Source organism: Chloroflexota bacterium, from assembly GCA_014360825.1.
Lineage (GTDB): Bacteria > Chloroflexota > Anaerolineae > UBA2200 > JACIWT01 > JACIWT01.
Window position 1 is genome coordinate 150,378 of sequence record JACIWT010000002.1, and the last position, 25,821, is coordinate 176,198.

23 protein-coding genes are annotated in these 25,821 nt (G+C 56.1%); 12 read left to right on the forward strand and 11 right to left on the reverse strand.

Translation table 11 applies throughout. From position 1 onward, the window contains the following. Positions 1–23: 23 nt before the first annotated feature. The gene (locus H5T64_02035) at positions 24–1,550 is read left to right on the forward strand and encodes a hypothetical protein (GenBank protein ID MBC7263119.1); all 1,527 of its coding nucleotides are present in this window, start codon (positions 24–26) and stop codon (positions 1,548–1,550) included. 1,715 nt (positions 1,551–3,265) lie between these two features. Here H5T64_02035 and H5T64_02040 read toward each other — a convergent pair. The 6 genes from H5T64_02040 to H5T64_02065 all read right to left on the reverse strand — a co-directional run bounded on the left by H5T64_02040 (position 3,266) and on the right by H5T64_02065 (position 10,381). Continuing rightward, on the reverse strand, positions 3,266–5,635 hold the full coding sequence (locus tag H5T64_02040; protein MBC7263120.1) for a hypothetical protein: 2,370 nt from the start codon (positions 5,633–5,635) through the stop codon (positions 3,266–3,268). Next, positions 5,616–5,900: a hypothetical protein gene (locus H5T64_02045; protein ID MBC7263121.1), complete on the reverse strand. Its 285-nt coding sequence runs from the start codon at positions 5,898–5,900 to the stop codon at positions 5,616–5,618. Before H5T64_02045 ends, H5T64_02040 begins: the two co-directional genes overlap by 20 nt. A 1-nt stretch (position 5,901) precedes the next feature. Then, the gene (gene feoB / locus H5T64_02050; protein ID MBC7263122.1) at positions 5,902–7,911 is read right to left on the reverse strand and encodes a ferrous iron transport protein B; all 2,010 of its coding nucleotides are present in this window, start codon (positions 7,909–7,911) and stop codon (positions 5,902–5,904) included. After that, positions 7,895–8,158: a ferrous iron transport protein A gene (locus H5T64_02055; protein MBC7263123.1), complete on the reverse strand. Its 264-nt coding sequence runs from the start codon at positions 8,156–8,158 to the stop codon at positions 7,895–7,897. The genes feoB and H5T64_02055 overlap by 17 nt, the downstream gene beginning before the upstream one ends. Positions 8,159–8,202: 44 nt before the next feature. Continuing rightward, positions 8,203–8,865, reverse strand: coding sequence for a metal-dependent transcriptional regulator (locus tag H5T64_02060; GenBank protein MBC7263124.1), 663 nt, complete (start codon positions 8,863–8,865; stop codon positions 8,203–8,205). 277 nt (positions 8,866–9,142) lie between these two features. Then, complete coding sequence (locus H5T64_02065; protein MBC7263125.1) at positions 9,143–10,381, reverse strand: acyl-CoA/acyl-ACP dehydrogenase; 1,239 nt, start codon at positions 10,379–10,381, stop codon at positions 9,143–9,145. 177 nt (positions 10,382–10,558) lie between these two features. Between H5T64_02065 and H5T64_02070 the strand changes: the two genes are divergently transcribed. Then, positions 10,559–12,721: a hypothetical protein gene (locus tag H5T64_02070; GenBank protein ID MBC7263126.1), complete on the forward strand. Its 2,163-nt coding sequence runs from the start codon at positions 10,559–10,561 to the stop codon at positions 12,719–12,721. Positions 12,722–12,821: 100 nt separating this feature from the next. Continuing rightward, positions 12,822–15,947 carry a glycoside hydrolase gene (locus tag H5T64_02075; GenBank protein ID MBC7263127.1) on the forward strand — a complete coding sequence of 1,042 codons (3,126 nt, stop codon included), beginning with the start codon at positions 12,822–12,824 and terminating at the stop codon, positions 15,945–15,947. Between the two features lie 82 nt (positions 15,948–16,029). On the opposite strand, the gene H5T64_02080 is transcribed toward H5T64_02075, so the two are convergent. The 5 genes from H5T64_02080 to H5T64_02100 all read right to left on the reverse strand — a co-directional run bounded on the left by H5T64_02080 (position 16,030) and on the right by H5T64_02100 (position 19,585). Beyond that, positions 16,030–16,764 (reverse strand): endonuclease III, encoded by a 735-nt coding sequence (locus H5T64_02080; GenBank protein MBC7263128.1) that lies wholly within the window; start codon positions 16,762–16,764, stop codon positions 16,030–16,032. 5 nt (positions 16,765–16,769) lie between these two features. Next, the gene (locus tag H5T64_02085) at positions 16,770–17,885 is read right to left on the reverse strand and encodes a DUF362 domain-containing protein (GenBank protein ID MBC7263129.1); all 1,116 of its coding nucleotides are present in this window, start codon (positions 17,883–17,885) and stop codon (positions 16,770–16,772) included. A gap of 1 nt (position 17,886) precedes the next feature. Next, positions 17,887–18,384, reverse strand: coding sequence for a MarR family transcriptional regulator (locus H5T64_02090; protein ID MBC7263130.1), 498 nt, complete (start codon positions 18,382–18,384; stop codon positions 17,887–17,889). A 156-nt stretch (positions 18,385–18,540) separates the two neighbouring features. Continuing rightward, entirely contained in the window at positions 18,541–19,305 is a 765-nt protein-coding gene (locus H5T64_02095; protein MBC7263131.1) for an alpha/beta fold hydrolase, read from the reverse strand. A 58-nt stretch (positions 19,306–19,363) separates the two neighbouring features. Next, entirely contained in the window at positions 19,364–19,585 is a 222-nt protein-coding gene (locus tag H5T64_02100) for a DUF1858 domain-containing protein (protein MBC7263132.1), read from the reverse strand. 258 nt (positions 19,586–19,843) lie between these two features. Between H5T64_02100 and H5T64_02105 the strand changes: the two genes are divergently transcribed. From H5T64_02105 to H5T64_02145, 9 genes are read left to right on the forward strand one after another with little or no spacing between them, the layout of a single operon-like run. Next, on the forward strand, positions 19,844–21,250 hold the full coding sequence (locus tag H5T64_02105) for a F0F1 ATP synthase subunit beta (GenBank protein ID MBC7263133.1): 1,407 nt from the start codon (positions 19,844–19,846) through the stop codon (positions 21,248–21,250). Further along, entirely contained in the window at positions 21,243–21,545 is a 303-nt protein-coding gene (locus tag H5T64_02110; GenBank protein ID MBC7263134.1) for a hypothetical protein, read from the forward strand. Before H5T64_02105 ends, H5T64_02110 begins: the two co-directional genes overlap by 8 nt. Then, entirely contained in the window at positions 21,535–21,834 is a 300-nt protein-coding gene (locus H5T64_02115; GenBank protein MBC7263135.1) for an AtpZ/AtpI family protein, read from the forward strand. The genes H5T64_02110 and H5T64_02115 overlap by 11 nt, the downstream gene beginning before the upstream one ends. Then, positions 21,831–22,112, forward strand: coding sequence for a hypothetical protein (locus tag H5T64_02120; GenBank protein MBC7263136.1), 282 nt, complete (start codon positions 21,831–21,833; stop codon positions 22,110–22,112). The genes H5T64_02115 and H5T64_02120 overlap by 4 nt, the downstream gene beginning before the upstream one ends. Positions 22,113–22,124: 12 nt before the next feature. Continuing rightward, the gene (gene atpB / locus H5T64_02125) at positions 22,125–22,850 is read left to right on the forward strand and encodes a F0F1 ATP synthase subunit A (protein MBC7263137.1); all 726 of its coding nucleotides are present in this window, start codon (positions 22,125–22,127) and stop codon (positions 22,848–22,850) included. A gap of 18 nt (positions 22,851–22,868) precedes the next feature. Next, positions 22,869–23,138, forward strand: coding sequence for an ATP synthase F0 subunit C (gene atpE / locus H5T64_02130; protein ID MBC7263138.1), 270 nt, complete (start codon positions 22,869–22,871; stop codon positions 23,136–23,138). An 8-nt stretch (positions 23,139–23,146) separates the two neighbouring features. Next, positions 23,147–23,932, forward strand: a complete 786-nt coding sequence (locus tag H5T64_02135; GenBank protein MBC7263139.1) for a F0F1 ATP synthase subunit delta — start codon at positions 23,147–23,149, stop codon at positions 23,930–23,932. A gap of 28 nt (positions 23,933–23,960) precedes the next feature. Then, positions 23,961–25,469 (forward strand): F0F1 ATP synthase subunit alpha, encoded by a 1,509-nt coding sequence (locus H5T64_02140; GenBank protein ID MBC7263140.1) that lies wholly within the window; start codon positions 23,961–23,963, stop codon positions 25,467–25,469. Continuing rightward, the gene (locus H5T64_02145) at positions 25,466–25,819 is read left to right on the forward strand and encodes a cyclic-di-AMP receptor (GenBank protein MBC7263141.1); all 354 of its coding nucleotides are present in this window, start codon (positions 25,466–25,468) and stop codon (positions 25,817–25,819) included. Before H5T64_02140 ends, H5T64_02145 begins: the two co-directional genes overlap by 4 nt. Positions 25,820–25,821 lie beyond the last annotated feature (2 nt).

The window sequence follows — 25,821 nt, forward strand, 5'->3', positions numbered from 1 at the left end:
GAGGGCAGCATGAGGTACAGTGTATGAAAAAAGGTGCTGAATTAAGCAACTTGCGGTGGCCGTTGACTTTGCCTGCGAGGCCGTGGCCTAAGACCTGGCCTCGTCTGGCTTTTAGTGCGTCGGCTGCTGTCAATGCGTTCCTTCTTGTAGCCATCACAGTATTATCTTTGGCGGGTTCCACAGACCCTGATTTCTGGTGGCATCTTAAGACCGGCGAACTCATTGTCCAGAGCGGACGAGTACCTCAAGTGGACCCATATTCGTTCACCGCTGCTGGACAACGCTGGATTGCCCATGAGTGGCTGTCGGAAGCCCTCATTTACCTGGGATATCGCGCTGTCGGGTATGTGGGTTTGGCTGTAATGTTTGGCTTGGTCTTAGCCTTCACTTTCCTCATCATCCTGCGCCTCCTGGAGAGGCTGGGGCTCTCTCTACTCGCGCGGACTGCCCTCGCTTTGTATTCTCTGGGCATGTACTTGCCTCTTATAACCGTTCGCCCGCAACTTATCTCCTGGCTGCTCTTCGCAGTGTATCTGTATTGCCTCTTCCTGTATCTGGAAGGACTTGCTTCTCAGATCTGGATTTTGGTGCCCCTTATGGCGCTGTGGGCCAACTTGCACGGTGGATATGTTGCGGGGCTTATGCTCATCGCTCTCGCATGGGCTTCGCTACTGTTTCGGCGTTTACGTGGCCAGACGACTCCCAGCCTCAAGCACCTCGCGTTCGTTGGTATCGGGAGCGGCATAGCGGCTCTGTTCACGCCACACGGCCTCGACTTACTGCGATACCCGTTCACCTATGTGGGCACAAGCAACGGGTCAATGACCTTTATCCAAGAATGGCAGTCACCTAACTTCCACAGCCCCCTCTGGCTACTCTTCGCGGGCAGCCTGTTGCTCCTGGTCGTGCTTGGTGTGGGTGGGAGCGAATCTGATCCCTGGTCGGCAGTGCTAATAACGACTCTGGCGGTGATGACTCTGCTATCCCGCCGGCATGTGGCTCTTTATGCACTGGCCTGGGTGCCCGTGGCAGGGCTTAGCCTACGGCGAGTGTGGGGCTTTGCACGAGCCTGGCCGACGCGGCCACTTAGTACACCGGTCACATTGTTAAGCATCATAGCATTGGTTGTATTTGCGGGTTCACTGACGCGCTTTGTGGTGAATCGACCTTGGAGTCAGATCGGAGTCACACCGCAAGTTCGTGGCACATGCGCATACCCGGCGGATGGGGCCAGATACATCCTAGAGAATTTGCCAGATGCCAGGGTCTTGAACGAGTATGCCTGGGGAGGGTATTTGATCTGGGCCTGGTATCCGTACCAGCGAGTGTTTATTGACGGGCGCGCCGATATGCATGGGGATGCATTCTTGCAGGAATACATGGATGTGCGCCAATGTCGCCCGAATTGGCGAGCCATACTGGACAAGTACGAAGTCAATGCGGCTTTGGTGGAAAAGGGCTCGCCGCTCAGTGTGTTGCTCTCCGAAAGCCGTGATTGGGAACGGGTGTTCGTGGGGCCCGTGGAGGAGATTTTTGTGCGCCGGGAGTAGGCGTCTGCTGAGAGTCAGAATAGCCCCGGGTTCGAGGCAGAGAAATACCATCTCTTGTTTCCAGTCCCCTGGTCCTAGTTACCGACCCACTGTCTTCGGATAGTGTCTTGTACGCGCTCTGAGCCAATTGTTGACGGTATGGCTATCTGGATGTGAGAAATGAGAGGCCCAGTGACCCCAAAAACATTCTCGAACATCTCGTGGTCCGAGTGGCGCTGGGTGATCAGGTGCACACTAGTGCTCCTTGCTGTAATGTTCTTACCCTATGCCTACGGCTATCTCACCACCCCCCCAGACTTGCAGTTCATGGGCATACATACCCTCAATTCCGGAGATACGTATACCTACCTGGCCTGGATGCAACAGGCCCGAGAGGGAAACCTGCTATTCATTAACCTTTACACCAGCGAACCTCACGAACGGGTCTTCTTCCATCCGTTGTTCTTAATGATGGGGTGGCTGGCCGATGCCCTGCGCCTGACAAATATCGCCGCTTTTCACTTGAGCCGAGCTTGCCTGGTATTTGTCTTTTGTTTGGTTGTTTACGCTTTCATTGCAATGTATCTGCGGTCAGTGTTCTGGCGGAAGACCTGTTTTTTGTTGCTCTCGACCTCCTCCGGGCTCGGCTGGCTGCTGGGTTCAGTAGTGCCTTCCTCAGTGGATTTATGGCAACCGGAGGCCATCACCTTCATGAGTCTCTACGAATCACCGCTTTTCACGGCCTCGCTGCTCCTGATGCTCGTCGTCTTCTATGCTTGGCTACAGTCTCTGGAAAATACCCCCCGATGTGCCATTGGGGCTGGTTTGGCTATGCTAATCCTCAGTGTCATCCATCAGTACGACGTGTGCACCGTCGGTGCTACACTGGCAGTATGCTCGGCGCTCTTATGGTGGTTACGAGGCATCTCAGCGTATCGGCTCTTGGGGCGGGTGGCCGTCATCCTTGGATTGTCTTCACCTGGGATAGTGTACAGCCTATGGGCCGTTTCCACTAACCCGGTGTTTCGTGCCTGGAGCCAGGCCCGGATAGACGCTTCTCCCGGCCCCTTGGGTTATGTAGTGGGTTTCGGGGTGGTGTTCTTCCTGGCACTGATCGGGATAGCCAAGGTTATCTCTCATTCCACCGTTCGAGGGCTTCTGTTAACATCCTGGGTGTTGACCACAGCCGTGCTGGTATACACCCCGATCAGTTTCCAGAGGCGGCTGATTCAGGGCGTACACATCCCCCTGACCATCCTGGCTACCGTGGGACTCTCGCGACTTGTGGCCTGGCTGATCCGACGCGCCCCCTTGTCGCGCGGCTCCCCTTGGCAATTCCGCAGGGTGATCGTCGAAGTGGTGATCGTGCTCTCATGTCTTTCAAACGTGGTGTTGCTCAAGCGCGACATACTTGCCTTCCGCTCGAAGACCTGGCCGTACTACGTGAACAAGAGCACGATGGAGGGCATTGACTGGCTGGCGAAGCACACGGATTCGAGCCAAATTGTCTTGGCGCCACCCGAAATAGGCTACTGGATACCAGGGATCGCGGGGAATCAGGTCTATGTGGGCCACAACCCTAGCACAATCAACCTACAGCGCAAGTTGGCTACTGCGGCCTGGTTCTTCGGGTCGAGCACACCAGATCCAGAGAAACTCCAGTTTTTACGGGACAACCGAATCTCGTACATTTTCACAGACCAGGCTTTGCAGTTCGGGGATTGGGACGTGGATGACTATTTGCGACTCGTGTTCGTTAACGACGACGTGTGGATTTGGCGTGTGGAATCGACCCAGTGGAAGACCAGCGTCAAACTGCCCAGTTTCAATAGAGCCATAAGCGCGCAGGTCTGCAGAATGCCCAATGCTGGGAGCAGGACAACCGAGGCGAGCAAAGCCCCCAGAAAAGCACCGAGGAGATCCGCAGCATAGAGAATCCCCGCTGTTCGGCTGAGGCTTCCTCCGAAGTACATCTTGTTTGCCAAAGGGAATTCCAGACCCACGAGAAACCCGCTCAGGATGTTTAGGATCAGAAGCACAGGTGCTACCAGAGGAGCAACTTGTGGCCGATGGGCCTGGGCATATATTGAGAACAGGATGGCTGGAAATAGAATCCAATATCCAGCCAATGCTTCCTCCAATCGAATCAGAGTGCGTTTCCCCACCTCTACCCGTCTCACTTGATGTGTCATCACCAAACCGCCCACGCTCAGTCCCGCCATAAAAGCGGTGATCAAGAGCCCTATCTGATAATACACGTATCCGTAGAAGATCTGGAAGGCGAATATTACCAAAAGGTCAAAAGCCATGCCCCCAAAGCCTGTAGTGACAATGGCGATGGGAACGGCAGTCTCCTTGAACCGGGGGAACAGCCTTCCAACCATCCACAGGGCGATAGTCGCTGCAATGAGCATGGCAGCGAGAGGCAGCAGTCCCAGTGTTCCTAAGGATTCAAAGTAGCGGCTGAGACGCGGAGAAAAGAGGTCGCTCCAATACGCCAGGCCGTATAGAAGACCGGCCGGACGGAGGTCTTCGTTAGCTATCGCTCGTTTGGTTCTCTGCAAGGAGTCCAGGAACCTGGCTAACCGCTGCTCATCCAATTTAAGGCCAATGTGAAAATCGCTCATCATACGACTGGGGATGGCACGCTCTCGCCAGCGTTGAATCAGCACTTCCTGCGGAATATCTTCCACCGCTAAGGTGGGCGAGGCCAGCCAGATGCAAACATCTCCCGGAATGGGCCTAATGTGTGGAAAGATTTGCCCTAAGGTGAGGTACAAACTCGCGTTTAGGTCTCGCATGCCAGGGCTCATGTGGGTGAGCGTGCTCGGCGAGGTGATGACCATCACCCCCTCATCCGCCAAAAGAACCCGTACCAGGGCATCGAATTCCCGACTGTAGAACCTGTTCAACTGCAGGGTAGAAGGATATGGAAGGTTGATAACTACCAAATCATATTGACCTGCTGGAGTGCCCTCGGTGGCCATTTGTCTGGCTAGTAGACGGCCATCCACATTCCGGACGTGGACTCGAGGGTCAGTTAATTCGGCGGTGGTGAGGGGGGTAGGGAGGCTCTCCACCGCTTCGATGAGCAGGGGATCCAGTTCAGCATAGTCTACACGCTCCACCGGGTACTTCAAGATCTCGGTCAGGAGGCCGCCCACCCCACCACTGAGCACCAGGACTCGGCGAGGCTGGGGAATGAAGAGCATAGGGAGATGGACCAGTTCCTCTACAAAGGTGATGTCGGGGACAGGAGCAGTGATGATGGGAACACCATTCGCGAAGAAGGTATACTGCCCTTCCTGCTCGATAGCAGCCACATTGCCGTAGATGGAGTTGCCATAATAGACCAGATTGTACCCACGCCACTGTTGGCCTACGAGCCAGCGATGAAGATTGCCGGCTTGAGGAGGGAGGAGTAGGTACAGACTGATGAAAAAGAGCCCCGAGATAACGATCATGAGTTTAGAACGCTGAGGGGCAACCAGAGTCAATGCCGAAGCCAAATTCATGGCGGTCAGAACCAATACAACTTGGATTGGCTGCAAGTAAGGAATGAAAAGATAAGTAAAGACCACGCCGCCGATGATTCCTCCAATGGCTTCCAAAGCGTAGACCCAGCCGACGGCAGATACCTCTCGGGCATAGGCTCGACAGCCGAAGGCAAACATAGCCCCATCCACCAGACCTAATGGCAGAAGTACTAAGAGGGCATAAGCAGCCGTGGACGCAAGTCCTATTCCTTCACCAGGGAGAACACCGGTGAGGGTGCGCAAGGCGAAAGCCGTATAGAGAGAAAGGGGGAGGAGGAGGGAGAGTATGATTTGCAAAGCAGCGTAGGAGAGGGTTACCGCCTTTACTCTCTCGGCCAGTCGGCCTAACACCCCGCTCCCCACTGCCTCCAAGATCAGCCAACTTCCCAGTACAAGCCCAATGGAAAGTTCATTACCGGAAAAACTGACCATGAGTTGTCGGGCCATGAGCGTCTGGGTTACGCTGAAACTGAAACCCATGAGCAGGAAGGCGAACAGGAGGCGGTATTTCGGGGAACTCTTGGACTCTATGGATAGTTGGAGCCTGGTACTACTGTGACTTGCTGACATCTTGGCTATTCGGCTTTGCTGCCCGCACTCCTTTGCCTGTCAACGTCCAAATACGGCCTGAGGAACCCACAAAGCAGGTATCGGCCAGGGGACAACCTGAGCATTGATTAGGGCAATTGCCACCCAAGGGTGCGAGATAACCGGCGCGGGTCAAATCTTCTAACATCTGCTCCAATAATTCTTCGCTGATGCCTAATTCTCGAACCAACTCGCCCTGGGTATGTGTACCCCCACGAACTAATAGGCTCAATAACCTCTGTAACACCTCACACCCCCCAGCCTACTAATCTCGCCGCTTGATAAATGGCTATACCTACAGCGAAAGAAATCACCAGCAGCATCGCAATGCTGAAAATGGTCCAGCGCCACGAATCGGTCTCCTGGCGGATGGTAGCTACGGTCGCCACACAAGGGATGAACAGAACCTGCACAGCCAGGAAGGCCAACGCTGCTGCGGGCGTTAGCGCTCCACTGAGAGCCTGGCCCAGACCCGCTTCCTCACTGCCGGCACCATAGAGGACGCTCAGAGTGGCAATGGTGTTCTCTTTGGCCACGAAACTGGTCAGGAGAGCCACTATCATCTGCCACTTCAACCCCATTAGTGCGCCCAACGGGGCCAAAAGCTGGCCGATGGTCGCCAGGTAACTGGTTTCGATCTCCCCACCGGGCAGGGTCGAAAGAGCCCAAATCAATATGGAGACTACCAAAATAATACTGCCCGCTTTCTTCAGGAAAGACAAAGTCCGTTGCCACACAGAGAGTCCAATGGTACGGGCGTTGGGCAGGTGATAAAGCGGCAACTCCATGATGAAGGCCACGTGCTCGCCTCCCAGCACAAATTCATGGAGCGCAACACCTACGATCGCTAACACCAGCAGGCTGAGCCCTACCAGGCCCCAGGAAACTAACGCTGCGTTACGGCCAAAGAAGAGCGGGGCCAGCACGGCCACCACGGCCATGCGGGCCGTGCAGGGTACAAGGGGAGCCACTAAAATGGTCAACAATCGTGCCCGGGGTGAGTCAATGATACGTGTCCCCATCACTGCCGGCACATTGCAGCCAAAGCCCAGGAAGAGGGGCAGAAATGACTTGCCGTGTAACCCCATCAGGTGCATGAAGCGATCCATGACGTAGGCTGCCCGGGCCATGTATCCTATGTCTTCCAGCAACCCCAGAGCCGCAAAGAAAATGACCAGAATGGGCAGGAAGGTGATCACCATCCCTGCCCCGCCGATCACTCCGTCGGCCAAGAGACCCACCAACCAATCCGGCGCACTACTCAAGGTGGACTGTACCCACTCAGCCCCAGCCTGTATCAAGTAGGTGTCCAGCAGCCTCTGCAAGGGCGCACCTACGGTGTAGGTCAGCCAGAAAACGCCCCCCAGAATCCCCAGGAGAAAGCCCAGTCCCCAAATCGGGTGGGTGACCAGACGGTCCAGCCGATCCGTCAGGGTGATCTGGCCCATTCGCGGACGGGTTACAGCGGCGCGCACCATACGCCCGATCCACTCATAGCGGCCACCTGCCACGGCCAAAACGGCATCCTCGTGCTGTCTCAGGACGGCGTGTACATTTTCCCAACGGTCACCTAGCCGCTCCTGCATCATACTGGTGATCTCTTCATCGCCTTCCAGGAGTTTGAGGGCTACCCAATCCGCGGGGTATGGTTCTGGCACCCTGTCCGCGATCAATCGCTGCAGTTCGGCCAACACCGCTTTGTGATCCTCTCGGATCTCTGGGCGGCTGGGGGTGTAGGTCGTGGCACCCCGGGCCAAGCGATCTATCGCTTGCACTAGTTCGTGCACACCCTGGTTCTTAGAGGCCACCATGGGTACAATTGGCAAACCTAAGGCTGCTTCCAACACATGGGGCTCAATCTGCATGCCCTGCTGCTCGGCCACATCCATCATATTCAAGCCCAGCACTACCGGAGTGGATAGGCCCATTAGTTCAGCTACAAGGTACAAGTTGCGCTCCAGGGCGGCTGCATCCACGATCGCCACTACTACGTCGGGTTTTTCCTTGATGATGTAATCTCGGGCAATGCGTTCTTCGACGGAATTGGCAGTCAGACTATAGGTACCCGGCAGGTCCACAACCCGCACGGTCGTGCCATTGTAGTGGTAGGTGCCGACTTTTTGCTCGATGGTTTTGCCGGGCCAGTTGCCAACATATTGGCTGAGGCCGGTCAGCAAGTTGAAGACCGTGGATTTCCCAACGTTCGGCTGACCAGCCAGAGCGACGGTGATGGTACGTCCCTCAACCTGTTGCTCCATCCTTGCTGTCTCCTTGCGGCCTTACTAGGACTTTATTCGCCTCACCGCGTCCCAGAGCCACCCTGGTGTCTCGCACCATTACGATGACGGGACCGTGGCCTAAGTTCTGCACCATGGTTACCTGGACTCCAGGGGTGAAGCCCAGAGCAGCCAGACGACAAACGAATCCCCGCCCTCCGGTCAATTGTACTACTACTCCTATGTGCCCGGTGGCTAAGTCGCTTAACGGTAAGCACTCATTGTTTATCACATTCCCCTCCTACGACGACAAAATGGGTGATGCGGGAACCGCTACAAGAGCCGCACCATGACCAATGAGGCTGCTTCACGCCCCAGCACATGATGGGCCCTGCCAATCTGCACTGTCAGGGGCCCCCGAAAAGGAGCCACTGCCTCGACCAAAACCGCAGCCTGGGGTCGAAGCCCGAGGCTATCCAAATAATGCAGTAACTCGGGATCCTCGTCCGCCACGTACAATACGACTCCCTCTTGCCCGGGTTCTAATTCAGCCAGTGGTCGCCCCGCTTCCGTGGTCATTTCCCCCGCGACGGTGGGGATCGGGTTGCCGTGGGGACAAGTCCGTGGTTGGTCTAAATACTGGGCTATTCTCTCCTCCAGCAGGGGCGAGGTGGCATGCTCCAGCCTGCACGCCTCAGCGTGTACCTGATGCCAAGGTAGCCCCAGCACATCGGTGAGGAATCGTTCCCACAGGCGATGACGGCGGATCACCCGCAGTGCCTGGGCCCGCCCCTCGGTAGTCAACGACACACCCTTGTAAGGCACGTAAAGGGCCAGCCCTTGCTCGACCAGTTTCCTGACCATCTCATTGACTGAGACGGGGGAAATTTGTAACTGCTGGGCAAGGGTAGAAAGTGCGACGGGCTGTTCCATCTCACCTGTTAGTTTGTAGATGGCCTCCAGATACTCTTGGATGCTCTCCGAGACTATAGACATTCTCCAATTGATATTAGGTTTGCCTTAAATAAATATGTTGGCATACCTAATTATATAACACTTTCTACCAGATGTCAAATCAGGCCCTATCGCATAGCCAGGTTTCAACAAGTTGGGTGTGTTTGGGAAATTTGACGCCAGAGAAGCGGGGTAAACGCCCTGATGAGTGGACATCATCAGGGCGTTCGTTCATCAGGATGGGGGAACTATTTCGTTTCACCACAATGGGATAGGCATGCACCGCGGCGGCGCTATGGGGCACATTCGACCAAATGATTCATTCGTACACTTTCTCATCTGTTGCCCCTGCCTCGTTAGCATCTGCCTCTACATCACGAGTATCGGTGGGCTTTTCCAATAGTTCTCGGTAATACTCGTGCTGGATCAAGAGATCCATGATCTCGTTCGTACCTGTCCAGATCAACATCAATCGCGCGTCCCGTAGCATTCTCTCGATGGGGTATACATTTGTGTAGCCTATACCGCCCATGATCTGCATGGCATGATTCACCGCTTGCCAGGCGGCCTCGGTGGCGAACTTCTTGGCTTCCGAGACCAGCCGCCGTATCCGGCCAGGTTCATCGCCTGCATCCACTGACCGGGCCGCGGCATAGACCAGTCCTCGCGCTGCGTCCAGCAAAGTTACACCTTCCGCCACCTTAAAACTCACTGCCTGAAAACGCCGGATTTGTTGGTCAAAGGCTTTGCGTCGGTTGCTGTAGCGGGCTGCTATCTCTAAAGCCGCCCGACCCAAGCCAATCGCCCCTGCCGCGCTGGTCATACGCTCGGGGATCATCATCCGCCAGAAGACGTCCGCTCCGCCATTCTCACGCCCCACCAGATTCTCGGCTGGTACGCGGGCCCCGCGGAAATAGATGCGCCCCGTGCCCCCGCCCCGAGTGCCCATTAGCCCGTAGACGTGCTCCACGTCCACACCCTCACCGCGCTCCACAATGAAAGCGCTTAATGACTCATGTCCGGGCCCTTCGGGCCTAGTGCGGGCATATACCAGGAAGTAATCGGCGCCCTCCGCCCCTACCACGAACCGTTTCTGGCCATGCAAGATGTAATGATCGCCTTCTCGCCGGGCCATGGTGGTACTGCCGAAGAAATCAGATCCGCCCCGCGGTTCAGTGAGGGCCTCTGCACAGGTCAGACGGCCCTCCAGAGTGGGGCGCAGATATCTCTCTTTTTGAGCCTCAGTGCCGAAGACGTGCAACGCTTCGCCAACGATGCTGGGCAGCGAGTAGAGGCAGGCCAGTGCTGCACCCAGCACTCCCACTTCCTCTAAAGCCACCATCTCATCGGTCCAGGCTAACCCTCGACCGCCGTACTGCTGCGGGAAGCGCAGCCCTAACAATTTTCGAGCAGCGGCGCGCTCCAAGAACTGGCGTGGATAGCGCACCTGCTCGGCATCCATATCCAAGATGAGTTGGCGGGGAATATCCTCTCGCACGAAGGCACGGACCTCGTCGCGTAGCGCCCGCTGATCGGGTGATAACATCGCGTCCAGCATATTAAGCCTCCCGTGTTTGGATAGTGTGGTAATTGTGGATGAAACGCCTTGAGTATACTCGAAAGCGCTCGAATATGCACACTCGCTTGTGTGTGATGCCGCGTGCGCCATTTGGCGAGCGTCCAATTGAGTAGTATTATGCGCTACAGAGAGAATTCTAATGGGGGACCGAGCAAGATGGATTTCAAAGTCATCGAAGACAAACACAGTGTTGCCCTACTCACCGACAAACTGGTATTGGGGTGGGATAAGGCGACTGGTGCCTTGATTCAATTGCACCCTGCCGATGTGAAAGAGAACTGGATCGGTCACACCACCTCCAGTCCCTCGGTGGAACTTACCCTAGAGGATACATACCAATTGAACAAAACCCACTGCGTTTGTCACGAGGCAACTGTGGAGGGTGAAGCGGTCCATTTCACTCTCACTTTACGATTGGATGACCTGTTGGTGCGGGACACGTACGTCGTGGATGGCCTGCTGGTCGAGCGGCGGATTGCTGTGGAGAACACCGGCCAGCAAGAGGTACGGCTTACTGCGGTCTGGCTCAACGTGCCAGGGGCGTGCGTTGGTGATCCTGAGCAATGTCTGTTCGAGGCGCCGGGAAACACTGTGCGCCCGCGAGTGCCTTTCCGCGTGGCTGCGCGCGTGCACCGTGCCGATAGCGCCGCACCTTGTGAATTCAGCCCCGGTGTGCGCTGGGAGCGTCTCTTTGAAGGGGCACCCGATTCGGGCCCCGGCATCCTTGCCATTCACAACCCGAGAGCACAAGCCACGCTTATGACCTGGTACTACAGCGAGGTCGAACCGGCCTGGCCGCTCATCGATGGCTCTGACGGTGCACTGACCTTGATACACAAGATCGGCCTGGCCGACTGGCTTGCTCCGGGAGAGTCGGTCTCTGGCGGGAGCCAGTACATTTTGTTGCATCGCGGGACGTGGAAGGAGGCATTGGCGGCGCGTCAAGCGCTATATCCGCGTATGGGCACATTGCCACCCCTCTACGGTGAACCTCCGTCTTGGGTCCGTGATGCGGTCATTTATGAGGTGCATCCCTCCCAATTCGGCGGGTTCTTAGGTCTGGCTGCCGAACTCCCGCGTCTCAAAAGCCTGGGTTTTAACACCCTATATCTACTTCCCTTCTGGTCCTACAACAATCTCAGCGGCAGGATGTGGGACCTCAATTGGAAAGCCTCAGGTAGCGTCTACGCCATGCGCGACTTCGAGGTCATTGAGCCGACGCTGGGCACTGAGGCGGATCTGAAACTAATGGTAGATACTGCCCATTCGCTGGGGATGCGCGTTCTCTTTGATCTTGTGACCCAGGGCTGTGCCCATGACGCCCGTTACGTCCAGGAGCACCCAGAATGGATGGCCCGCGATGAGCGAGGCGAATTGCGCTGGTCCCACGATTGGTCCGACACCTGGTCCTTCGATTGGGCCAACCCCGATTTCCAGAACTACATGTTGGACTGGGCTATCAGACAAACGGTGAAATTCAATGCAGATGGCTGGCGGGTGGATGCACCCCATGACAAGGAACCGAACTGGGACCGTCGCATCCCATACCACGCCAGTTACACCAGCCTGGGTGTTCTGCGCTTATTAGAACGCTTACAGGTGGAACTCAAGAGACTGGGGTCAGACAAGGTATTGCTTTGCGAACTCTACGGTCCGGTATATGTGAAATCCCACGATTTCTGCTACGACTACCTGCCCCATCATGCAATGCACTATCTGGCCATTGGCAAACTGACGCCTTGGGAATTGGGCGAGTGGCTGTGTGACCATCGGGCCAGTTTACCCGCTGGTGCGGTGCGCGTCACTTTCACTGAGACCCATGATACAAGAGATACGACGCCCCTCGCTCTGGCACTGCGCGGTTCGCTTGTCCGCTGTGCCGAGGCCGCTTTGATCCTGATGACGGGGTTTGTGCCCATGGTCTGGTCGGGCGAGGATGTGGGGTTGGAGGGCTACTACCAGCGCCTCTTTGCGCTATGGCATAAACACCCGATCCTGCGCTACGGGGAAGTGCTGTATAATCGGGTTGGGTGCGATGATCCCAATGTTTTCGCGATCATCCGCCGATTCGAAGAACAAGCCTTCGTCGGGCTGGTCAACTTCTCGCCTCACAAGAAGACTTTTCATTTGTCATTGCCTGTAACTGAGATGGGCTTGCGAAATGAGATGAATTATCGTCTGTACGATGCTTTAGCGGGCGAAGACCTGGCCGAGGAGGGCAGATCACGTTGGACGGGTGTGGAACTCCAGGATGTCCGGCTGACTATGGAACCCTATAAGCCGCATTTCGTGTTCGTTAACCCTGAGGGTGAGTACTGACGTCTACGGAAAAATCGGTCGTTCGGGCATTTAAGTGCCCAGCCACATGACATAAATAAGAGTTTTGAGTGTACGGTAAATTCGCACAAGGAGGAAGAATATGAAATCCTCGAGGGATATGCTCCTGTTGCTCATCCTCTTGGCTCTGGTTGCAGGTTGCGGGCCGACACCCACGCCAGCACCGCCAACTCCTACCGCCATCCCGGTTGAGCCTACAGCCACTGCAGTGTCCGAGGAACCGCTATACTTGGCTATCATCTGGCACCAGCACCAGCCTTTGTATTACAAGGACCCGCAGACCGGTGTCTATGCCAAGCCTTGGGTACGCGCTCACGCTACCAAAGACTACTATGATATGTGTGCTATGCTTCAAAGTTACCCCAAGATCAAAGCCACGTTCAACCTGACCCCTAGTCTGCTCAAGCAACTGCAGGATTTCGTGGAACAGGGCGCTAAGGACTACTACTGGGTGTTGGCGGAGAAACCCGCGTCCGAGTTGACTATCGAGGAGAAGGGCTACATCCTGCGCCGCTTCTTCGATGCCAACCCCACTAACGTGATAGGTCGGTTTCCGCGTTATAAGGCTCTGATGGCCAAACGGGGCAGTGTGGACTCGGACGCCGATCTGGCGGCCGCTATCGAGCGCTATAGTGAACAGGATTTCCGTGACTTGCAAGTTTGGTTCAATCTGGCCTGGTTCGACCCAGACTTTCTGGCCACCGAGCCGCTCAAGAATCTGGTGGACAAAGGAGAGAATTTCTCTGAAGAGGATAAGACCATTCTCTTCAATGAGGTGCGCCGCGTCATGGCTATGGTGATTCCCATTCACAAGCAGTTGCAGGATGCGGGTCAGATCGAGGTAACTATGACGCCTTATACGCATCCCATTTTGCCCCTCCTTTACGACACCAACTTAGCCAAGATTGGTATGCCTGATGCCTCATTGCCCACCCGCTTTTCTTTTCCCAACGATGCTATAGCCCAGGTGCAGAAAGGGGTAGAGCGCTACCGGCAGATCTTCGGGCGTGACCCGCGGGGCATGTGGCCTGCCGAGGGAGCAGTGGCCCAGCAAATCGTCAAGATCGTGTCCGATGCCGGGATTGTCTGGATGGCCTCAGGTGAGCAGGTACTCGCCAAGTCCATTGGTCTCGAAAGCTTCACCCGCGATGCAAACGACGTGGTGCAGCAGGCTGACCAACTCTATCGCCCTTACTACGTGCGAGAGGGCGATGGTCGTCCGGTGGGCATGGTCTTCCGCGATTTGACCATCTCCGATATGATTGGCTTCCGCTACTCTGGCATGGACGGTGCTGTCGCTGCCAAAGACTTTATGGCTCGGCTACGGGCAGCGAAGAACCGCCTGAAGCAGGAGGGCGCAACTGGCCCCCACTTGCTCACTGTTCTACTCGACGGAGAAAATGCCTGGGAATACTATAAGAACGATGGCAAGAAGTTCCTCCATGAGATGTACCGCCTGCTCTCCGAGGCCACGGACATCGTGACCATCACGCCGTCTGAGTATCTGGCAAAATTCCCCGACCAGCGCGCAATCGAGACCCTTTGGGCTGGTTGTTGGTTCACGCCAGACTATTCCACATGGATCGGCGAGGACGAAGAGAACACGGCCTGGGAATACTTACTGCGCGTCCGCAATCGGCTGATCCATGTCCAAAACAAATTATCGCCGGAAGCACTCAATAAAGCGTTGGAAGCCATGTATGCTGCGGAGGGCTCGGATTGGTTCTGGTGGTATGGTGCAGACCAGACCGTCGCCGATGAGGGCTCTTTCGACATCCAGTTCCGCCAGACACTGATGGACGTCTACGCTGCGATTGGCGAACCCATCCCCGATTTTCTCTACGTGCCTATCATGCCTGCCCAATCTCCACCGCCCGCACGGGCTATCGCAGGTATGTTCACGCCGACGATAGATGGCGTAGCCGATGATGTGGAATGGGCAGACGCTGGCTATTACGACGAATCGGGCGGGGCAATGGCCCGTGCGGACGACATAATCAAGTCCCTTTATTACGGGTTCGACAAAAAGAATATTTACTTACGGGTGGACGGGCGGAGCCCATGGGCTAGTTTCGCCGAAGATCTCAGTGTTTCTGCCTACTTCGGCGTGCCCCGCACCAAGCAGGTCAGCAGTTTCTCTCGCTACGGTGGGGCGGAGCCAAGGACGGTGTTAGGTTTCGGCGCGGCGGTGGAGGTGGCAGTGAACTTCTCCGCTGGTCAGGTGACTTGCACCGTATCCCGCCCGTCGGGTGGGCAATGGGGCCGCGGACAGCCCCTCGACACCTTCGCTGTCCGGGGCGAAGTGCTCGAACTCGCCGTGCCCTACGATGTCCTGGGCGAGTTGGAGGCGGGGGATAAGGTGCCCATTTACGTCGTGGTCAGTCGTGCTAACACCGACATAGACACAGCACCTTCCGGGGGCCCAGCCATGGTCATTGTGCCTGACATCAGTGCTATCACACCGGTGCTTGTCATAGATGACCCAGCGGGCGATGACAATGGCCCCGGAACTTACACTTATCCCACCGACAGTGTGTTCAAGCCACAAGTGTTTGACCTGGCACAGTTCACAGCAGGCTACGATGAGAAGGGCAATGCCGTGTTCACTTTTGTAATGTATGGCCCCATCCAGAACGTCTGGGGATCTGGCAATGGTCTCTCTGTACAGGCCTTCGATGTGTACATAGATGTGGACCATCAGCCCGGTTCGGGTCGGCGGTTGCTTTTGCCTGGGCGTAACGCTGCTGTGGCATCAGAGGACGCTTGGGATTATGCCATCTGGGCAGAAGGTTGGACGCCCGGAGTCTTCAAGGTAGGTGCGGATGGTAATCCCCTGCAGATAAGTGCAGACATGAAAATCGTGGTGGACCCGGTGCTCAAGAAAGCCACCGTTCGCGTGCCATTGGCTGCTCTCGGTGGCGGCGACCCGACCACCTGGGGCTATCTGGCAGCGGTCTGCGGGCAAGAAGGCTATCCCGCGCCAGGGGTGTGGCGCCTCCGCGATGTGGAGCCAATGGCTGCCCAATGGCGTTTCGGCGGCGGCCCTGCCGATACCAATCACACGCGCATCATAGACCTGGCATTGCCAGTGAACTACACCCCTGACCAGGCGACGCTCCTGAGCAAGTACTCGCCATCACAAGAGCCGAACATGGATAAACTCACACCCGACGACTTCGCTCAAGTGCCAATGATGCGCGTTCAATAGCAAGCCGCGCAGAGGGGGCGCAGACTCACGAATCTGCGCCCCCTCAACTGTAGTAGGTGACCCGCCCGGAGTGCGATTCCCACTATTTCGGTGCTTGTCCCGTGCCAATCACACTCTCCATCGCTTGCCGAACCACGCCGCAGAAATGATCGCACAGATCCGCAAGCCTGCAGATTTCACAGCGAGGGCGCCGGGCTTTGCAGACGCGTCGCCCATGGGCGATGAGATTGACGTGAAAGGGGTAATAGGTTTCCGGTGGCATCATCTGCTCGAGTAACAGCCCGGTCTTGCCCGCTCCAGTCTTAGGTGGGACGAGTCCCAACCGTTGGCTCAGCCGATGCACGTGGGTGTCCACGGGGAAGGCGGGCTTGTCGAGGGAAAACAACAGCACAATAGCCGCCGTCTTTGGTCCCACGCCCACCAAACGCACAAGCCAGGCGCGCGCGTCGTCTACACTCATGCCGGCTAAAAAGTCCAAGTTAAGTTCTCCCCGTTCCTCGGTGATCTGCCGTAAGATGGCTTGGATGCGGGGACCTTTCTGCTCCGCCAGGCCGCCCAGACGAATGGCGTCTATAACCTCTTCCGCAGGCGCATCACGGACGGCCTCCCAGGTAGGAAAGCGCTCCCGCAACTGGCGGACCGTCCGCTCTGTGTTCACGTCGGCGGTGTTCTGGGAGAGAATGGTGTACACCAACTCACTTAGTGGGTCAAGTTGACGATGCTTCTGTTTGCGCGGGCCGTACTCCTCGATTAGCAACTCGTGAATTCGCAATGCCTTTTGACGACGCCTATTTAGATCGTCAGGGCTTAACTTCAGGCGAGTCACTTTTCCACCGGAATGAGTTCGTACTGCCGACTGCCCAGCCCGATGCGTTCTCCATGAGCCAACTGGACTCGCCAGTCATGGTCCGGCCAGAGCACGCCAAATTTGTCATTTGAGTTGGCGTTTTTTCCCAAGCGCGAGGAAGTGATCCCCGGCGCGGCATTGACCAGATCCACAGAAGCCTGATCAATGGCCACCGGATCCTTGCTGGCCAGGATGCCCAGGTCAGGGACAATGGCGGCATCATTGAATCCGTAGCAATCACAGAGGGGTCCCACGTGCATCAGGAAGTTGAAAAATCCCACCTTGCCGGCTTTTCCTTGCACTGCACCCAAGGCATATTCGGCCATGCGTTCTTGCATGCTGTTCTTGTCGCCCTCGCTCCACTGGATACTAATAGCCTCATGAGGGCAAAGAATAGTGCACTCTGCACAGCCAATGCAAATGGTCTCGTCAATGTAGGCTTTCCGGTCTGATCGAAGGGTGATAGCCTGTACGGGGCAGGCGCGAATGCACAGTTGGTCACCTTTGCATTTCGTGGGCTCCACCTTGGGTTTAATGGATGAATGTTGGATCTGCTTGCCGGCGCGGCTCGCACAACCCATCCCCAGATTCTTGATCGCCCCGCCAAAACCGCTCACTTCGTGGCCTTTGAAATGGGACAGAACTATCATCGCATCGGCGCGGGCAATGGCTGCCCCTATCCTCGCTTCACGCAGGCGAACACCATCGATGGAAACCACCACTGCCTCGCGCCCGGTCAGCCCATCGGCGACGATAAAGGGCGCTTTGACTGTGGCGTAGGAGAATCCGTGCTCGATAGCGGCGACGGTGTGCTCGATGGCATTAGAGCGAGGGCCAGAATATAAAGTGTTGCAGTCGGTGAGGAATGGCTTGCCGCCACGCTCGTATACCAAATCTACTACCTGCCGAACCAGTGGCGGGGGAATAAAGGCTAGGTTGCCGGGCTGGCCAATATGCAACTTGAGCGCCACGAGGTCCCCCGGGGCTATCAAATCGCTGAAGCCAGCAGATCGGAAGAGACGGACTACTTTCCCGGCGAGATTGCGCTTAGAGCCCGTGCGCATGTCGGCGAAATAGACCTTGCTGCTCATGCTATACCCCTGCTACCTTTCTCCGTTCCTCGCTCTGCTCTTCTCTTTCTAATTCGCCTTGTAGGGCTTCCAGATATTTCGTCATAAGGGATATGAATTGTTTCTCTTCCTCGGGTTTGAGACGCGACAATGTGCGTATTAACTGTTTGCGTCGCGTTTGACGCACTTCATCTACTACCGCTTCGCCATGTTTGGTCAGCATGACCAAGACAACACGGCGATCGGCCGTTGATCTTTCGCGGGTTACTAATCCTGCCTGCTCCAGCCTGCCCACGATGCCTGTGAGAGAAGGCAACACTTGCATGGTATATTCGGCCAGTTCGCTCATCGCGCAGCGACCACCGATGGCGCGGATGACATTTAGTGTATGGAACTGGGGTGCAGTGAGGCCATAGAGACTGAGTGTACGCGCGAAGTGTCGCCGTTCTAACCACGCTGCGCGCAGGATGAGTTGTTCGAGGTTTTGCTCGACTTCTGGTGGCAATCCCGAATCTTGCAACAGGACCTCCCGTTCCCACATTATTTCGCAGCGCTAAGTATAACGGTGGAAATGGCTTTGTCAAACCTCGGGCTCTCCTAAGATCGCCGGCAACCTTTCAGTAGATCTGCTTGTTCCCATGAGCCCGAGGTGGCGTTGGCCTATCCTCAGAAGGATTCAAAGGCGGTCGAGCAAGGCAGCAACCGCGTCAGCGACAGCCTTTGGACGTTCTAACATGACCATATGACCGGCGCTTTCAATCACGCTCAGCTGTGCGCCAGCAATGTGATCGCGTAAGTATTCCGAATACTTGAGGGGCGTCAGCATGTCGCTGGAGCCACAAATGACCTGAGTTGGGCAGTGAATGTGACCCAACTCCGTCATCACATCGAAGGCGTCGCAGGCGGCAAAGTCATCATAGAGAACTGCAGGCGATGTGGCAAGCATCTGTTTGCGGGCCGCAGCGATGAGAGATGGGTCCGCGCTAGGGGCGAAAGAGTATTGAATGATGAGATCTACTGCCGCGGCGAAGTTCTGTCGCAGACCATCCAGGATAGCGGGGTTCACTCGGAGCCGCGCCCCTGTTCCCACCAGAGCCAGGCCTTGCAGACGAGTTGGGTTGCGGAGGCCACATTGGAGGGCGATAGCGCCGCCCATCGAATGCCCTGCGATTACTGCTCGTTCCAGTGTGGCGGCGTCCAAGAAGCGGGCGATGAATTCAGCGTAATCGCCGATGGACCAACGACCTCGGCCGTCGGAGCGCCCATGACCAGGCAGGTCCAAGGCGTACACATTGGCCCCTTGCAGGCTGCGGATGGCGTGACCCCACAGGAGATGACTGCCTCCTGCGCCATGGATGAGTACCAAGGCAGGGGCGCGTCCTCGTTCACTGCGATGATAAGTGTAGAAGATCCGCTCGTCGCTTATTTTGAGATATGGCACTGGCAATCCCCCACCTTAGGAAAGAACACTCAACGAGGAAGGCCAGAAAACTCTGCTCTCATCGCCTGGTGGGCTTTGCTTCCGCTTCGCCGACAGCAGCGTTCAGATCGCGCAGGAGTGCGTCCACGTCAATGCCATGAGCCAGCGCGCCTTGCTCTATGTTCTCATAGCGGGCAATAGCGCAACCGAAGCAACCCAGACCGTGGCTGAGGAATACGGGGATGGTCTGGGGATATTTGCTCACTACCTCACCAATTGACATATCTTTGCGAATGCTCATTTTTCCCTTTCTGTCTCCATAGTGTAGTGTAATGCCCACAATTGCCGCGAGAAGTAGTGGTGTCACACCGCTACCCTCTTCGGTTGTGAAAGCGGGCTAATTTTACCTGTTTTTCGCGCTTTGGCAAATAGGAGGGCTTCGGTTATAATTTTTGTAATTCCCCATAATATCAGTACCGGTAGTAGCATACGACTTCTGCGGTGTCGGATGGGCACGTAGAGGCCTTTTTCTGTTTCAGTAGACGGAGAGTGATACGAGATGCGACAAGGGCACATAGCCCGGGTGGCCGGAGTCGTTGTGGATGTGGATTTCCCATCTGGAGACCTGCCTGGGATTCTGAATGCTCTGGAGATCCCGAACAACGATGGTCCGCCTCTTATTGTAGAAGTTCAAGAACACATAAGCACGCACACCGTGCGTGGGATTAGCCTGGGCAACACGGCGGGACTGCGCCGGGGGCTCCCGGTCTACGATACGGGTGAGCCTATCAGTGTCCCAGTAGGACCGAAGACCTTAGGTCGCATTTTCAATGTGCTAGGACAACCCATTGATGGAGGGCCACCGCTGGAAGGAGTTGAGAGGCGTCCTATCCATGTTTCTTCACCTCCCTTGCAGGAGCAACTGGTTCTGAATCGACCTTTCATTACCGGCATCAAAGCCGTTGATCTATTGTGCCCGTATCCTCGGGGGGGCAAAATCGGACTGTTTGGGGGCGCAGGCGTAGGCAAGACGCTGCTGATCATCGAACTTATCCGGCGCACCATCAAAGAACACAGGGGCATAGCCCTTTTCGCCGGCGTGGGCGAAAGGAGTCGGGAGGGCAACGAGTTGTGGCTGGAGATGCGCGATAGTGGTGTGCTGGATAATACCATACTGGTTTTCGGGCAGATGAACGAGCCACCTGGTGCCCGATTGCGCACTGCATTAACTGCGTTGACTATGGCAGAGTACTTTCGCGATCGCAGAGGGCAAGAAGTCCTGCTGTTCATAGACAATATTTTCCGCTACGTCCAGGCTGGAGCAGAGGTGTCGGCGCTTTTGGGACGGGTGCCCAGCGCGGTCGGCTACCAGCCGACCATGAGCAGCGAGATGGGCGCCCTTCAGGAGCGCATTGCTACTACCAGCCGCGGCAGCATCACTTCTGTGCAGGCAGTCTATGTGCCCGCCGATGACATCACCGACCCCGCGGTTGTAGCCACCTTCGCTCATCTGGATGCAGTCACAGTCCTGTCACGTCGCCTGGCCAGTCAGGGGTTATACCCCGCTATTGAGCCGCTGGACTCCAATAGTAGACTGCTTTCACCAGATGGAGTAGGCCAGGAGCACTATCGCATCGCAGAAAGGGTTCGGGCGGTCCTGGCCCGGTATCGGGAACTGCAAGATATCGTCGCTATATTGGGGATCGATGAACTGAACGAAGAGGACCGGCGGGTCGTACGGCGTGCCCGACGCATACAGCGCTTCCTCACCCAACCCCTTTTTGCTGCGGAATCCTTCACGGGTTTGCCTGGGCGGTTCGTTCATTTGCGGGAGACCTTGCGTGGCTTCCGCGAAATTCTCGATGGTCAATACGATGACTTGCCCGAGCAGGCTTTTTATATGGTGGGAACTATTGATGAGGCTGTAGAGAAAGCGCGCGCTCAGGAGGAAGTGCCGGTTGGCTGAGTCGTGGCAACTGATCGTGCGTACACCAGAGGGCATTCTGTTGGAAGTCTCCACCAGTTGGGTCCATGCCGAGTTGATCAACGGGGGCATCAGCATTTACCCCCGACATGCCCCACTGATTGGAGAAACAATGGCTGGGCCGCTACGCTATCGGGCCGAGGATGGAAATGAGCGGTCGATATGGCTTCAACCTGGCATTTTACGGGTTGAGCGTGGTCGAGTGACGGTGCTAACTCCCGGCCCGCTCACAGAGGGCGTCTCTACCCAACCCTCACGCAGCACGGGTGAAACATAAACTGCCGGATCGCAAGGAACACCACGCGCGCCAGGCGTGGCGCGCCCTGGCTTACGCCACCACGTTAGGATGGGTGTTGGCCCTTCCCATCTTCGGTGGCACGCTACTTGGTTACTGGCTGGATCACCGGCTGCATACAGGCATGACCATGACTCTGGGATTGATGGCCTTGGGCGTTTTCATTGGCTTCTATAACCTTTATAACATCATGCAGCGCGAGGCGGATGCCGATAGAACGCCTTCGGGCTTGGATGAAGAAGAGGTAGAGGAAACAAAGCGGCGATTATGACTCGGATAGTCTGGCTAGGGGCAGGTTTGTTCATTGGGGCGATCAGCACCCTGTCTCTGCATTGGCAAATCACCAACTTGCGACCCAATCAGCCACGGTCTGCCGCCGTATGGGTTGTCGGGGCTATGTTGTTGAGATTGGCAATGACTGCGGCGCTGCTGGGCTGGGCGCTTTCCAAAGGGATCATCCCGATGTTGGTCGCTGCTTGTGGCTGGACCTTGGGGCGACTGGCTATGATTGGTTGGGCAGAGTTCTCGAGATCTCGCAGGGGTACATAGAACGAGAGGAGAATGATGGAGCCCGTTTTCACGCGCGTGGTTTTCACTATCCCGTTGTTCGGAGGCATCCCTGTGCGTGACACAGTGGTGACCACTTGGATAATCATGGTCATGCTGAGCGGCCTGGCTTTTCTACTTGGTCGCCGCCGGCCATTTCTATTAGAGGTCGTTGTGGACCTCTTGCTTGATCTAATTACCGGGATGATGGGCAGGCCGGCTGCTTCCTACCTGCCATTGCTGGGCACGCTGGCCATCTTCATCGCCACTGCCAACCTGATCGGCATCATACCCTCCATCCCGCTTCCTGGAGGCACCATATTTCCCATCGTTGCACCCACCCGTGACATAAACACTCCTTTGGCTCTGGCCCTCACCATCTTCTGCGCCGTCTACTACTACGGATTTCGCACCCACGGGGTGTGTGGTTACGTGAAAAAACTTGCCTCTCCCGTCTTCATGCTGCCTTTGGAACTCATTAGCCAAGTGAGCCGTACCCTCTCGCTGAGTCTACGCCTTTTCGGCAATGTCCTCAGCGGTGAGTTAATAGTGGCCGTTGTGGCCATGCTGGCTCCACTCATTGTACCGTTGCCCTTACAGGTTTTCACTATGATCACCGGCGTATTGCAATCCTATATTTTCACCACACTGGCCACCGTTTACATTGGCGCTGCAGTGGAAGTTGCAACGGCTCCCACTCACCGGGATAGCACAACAAACGAAACAAGCCACACTAACTAGAAAGGGAAGGTATGTAGCATGGACTCCGGACTGCTAATCACTCTGGTCACTATTATCGTCACTGCCCTTGCCATCAGTATCGGCACTATCGTGCCCTCATTGATGGAAGGTTGGGCGGTCGTCAAAGCCTTGGATGGGATCGCCCGACAACCCGAAGCAGCAGATAGCATTCGTGCCACTTTGTTTGTCTCCATAGCGCTCCTGGAGTCAGTGGCCATTTATGTGCTGTTGATCTGCCTGATCCTGCTCTTCGCCAACCCATTGGTTGGCCGCGTTCTTGGCTCATAGGAGCACCGATGCTGGAACTTGATTGGGCTACGTTGATTTTCCAAGTCATCAATTTCCTGATCCTGATAGCGCTGCTGTACCGGTTCCTATTCCGACCAGGCTTGCAAGCAGTGGAACACCGTCGCCGACAGGTACAGGAGATGATCGAGCGAGCGCAGAAGGAGCACGAGGAGGCAGAAGCGTTACGTCAGGAACTGGAAGCGCGTTTGGCCCAAGTGGAGGAGGAGACAGAGATCTTGCTTTCGAAAGTTCGAGCCACTGCCTCCGAGGAAGCACAGGCTATCCTGGAGGCAGCCCGGCAAGAAGCAGAGGAGATTCTGGCGGAGGCACGTGCGGAGGCTCAGCGGGAGCGCGATCACGCCCTCGGCCAATACGCCGAGGAGATTGTAAACACCGTGTTGTACGTGAGTGGGCGGTTGTTGGGGCCCGTAACACCGCCTGAGGTGCACGATGCTTTGGTTGCCCGACTCAATGAGCACGTCTATCAAATGGGCCAGCATTCTGAACAGATCCAGATGTTCCGCCAGACGCTAGGGGATCGGAACCTGACTGCCCAGGTCTCCACTGCTCGCCCACTCACCATGGAACAGCAAGGACAACTGGCACGCACTCTGACCGCCCTCGCTGACCAGCACGTGGATCTGGAGATCACCGATGACCCAACTCTCATCGCCGGACTGCGCGTTCGCCTGGGCGATACTATCATTGACACAAGTCTGGCTGGCCAATTGGAGCAACTCAAGGAGCGTGTGCTCTCGACATTGGAGGAAAGGTTGACTCGTGTCCGAAGTTGACGCAGCGAAACGAAGCCCCCTCAATGTATTGGGCATCGCAGATCTGATTCGAACAGGGGCTGCCGCATACGAGTATCGCCCCCGGGTCTTGGAGGTTGGGACGGTGCTGCGCGTGGGCAATGGCGTGGCTACTCTATCGGGGTTACTCAGTGCTCGCACTGAAGATGTGGTTGTATTCCCTACCGGTGTGCAGGGCATGGTCCTCAATCTAAACCGCCTTCAGACGGACGTGATACTGCTTGGGCCGGATCAGGGCATCCAAGGGGGGGACATTGTTCTCAACACCGGCCGTCGCCTACGTGTCCCTGTGGGGTGGGGATTCTTGGGACGGGTTGTAGATCCCCTTGGCAAGCCGCTGGATGGCCGAGGTCCCATTGCTCCTTCAGAATGGTCACCTTTAGAAAAGGAGGCGCCGGGCATCATTGCTCGCCAGCCTGTGAACACGCCTTTACAGACGGGCATTAAGATCGTGGATGCGCTGGTGCCCCTCGGTAGGGGCCAGAGGGAGTTAATCATCGGAGATCGGCAGACCGGCAAAACTGCTCTCGCCCTAGATGCTATAATCAACCAGCGTCGAGGCGATGTTCTATGCGTATATGTGGCTATTGCGCAGAAAAAGTCATCGGTGCATTCGGCAATACAGGTGCTCCGCCAATATGGAGCGATGGATCATAGTATTGTAGTGGTCGCTAACCCCGACGATCCACCTGCACTACGCTACTTAGCCCCGTACGCGGGTTGCAGCATGGCGGAATTTTTTATGTACGAGGGTCGTGACGCGCTCATTGTATACGACGATTTGACGAAGCATGCTGATTCCTATCGTGAACTGAGTTTACTGCTGCGTAGGCCGCCAGGCCGTGAGGCTTACCCTGGAGACATCTTCTATCTGCACGCCCGGTTATTGGAACGCGCCTGTAAACTCAGCGAGGAACACGGTGGTGGTTCTCTGACCGCGCTCCCAATTGTAGAAACACGCCGCGGCCATATTGCTGCTTACATCCCCACCAATCTGATTTCCATCTCGGATGGTCAGATCTATTTGGATGCTGACCGGTTCAATCGCGGCTTTAAGCCGGCAGTTCACGAGGGACTTTCAGTCTCCCGCGTTGGTGGTGCGGCACAAACGCACGCTATGCGCGCCGTTACTGCTCACTTGAGACTGGACCTATCCCAGTTTGAAGAAGTAGCCCACTTCGCCCGGCTGGGCACCGAAGTAGACGCCGCTACGCGACGCCAGATCGCTCGTGGGCAACGCCTGCAGGCCGCGCTGAAGCAACGCCAATACGCACCTCTCTCAGTAGGTGAACAGGTTATACAACTATATGCTGCTACCTCCGGTTATTTGGATGATCTCTCAGTGGACGAGGTACCAGCCTATCTGGAGGGGTTACCCGACTTCATAGAGCGAGGGTACTCTCATGTGTACTATCCTTTGGAACGCACTAAAGAACTCGATGCGGAGATAAAAGAGGCCCTCGAAGAGGGCTTAGAAGCCTACCATGCGTATTGGAAAGAGAGGGCATTAGGGTCATGAAGATGATAATGGCTGTGGTACAGCGGGCAGAGGCCAGACAGTTGCTCGATGCACTGGTTACCGCTGGTTATGCTGTTACCTATTCCGAGAGTCGGGGGGGCCTCTTGCATCAGGCCAGCGACACACTTTTCATTGGTGTGGAAGACGAGGCTGTGGACTCGGTATTGCAGATCATTCGCGAAAACTGTCATGCCTGTGTCGCTCTCCGCGAGACTACGGCTGCTGAGGCCTCCGAGCAGTTGAATGAAAGTACCACGACGAGCCCTCTGGCTCCACCCCGCCATTCTGAAATCACCGTTGGTGGAGCAGTGGTCTTTGTCTGGCCTATTGAACGCTTCGAGAAATTCTAATC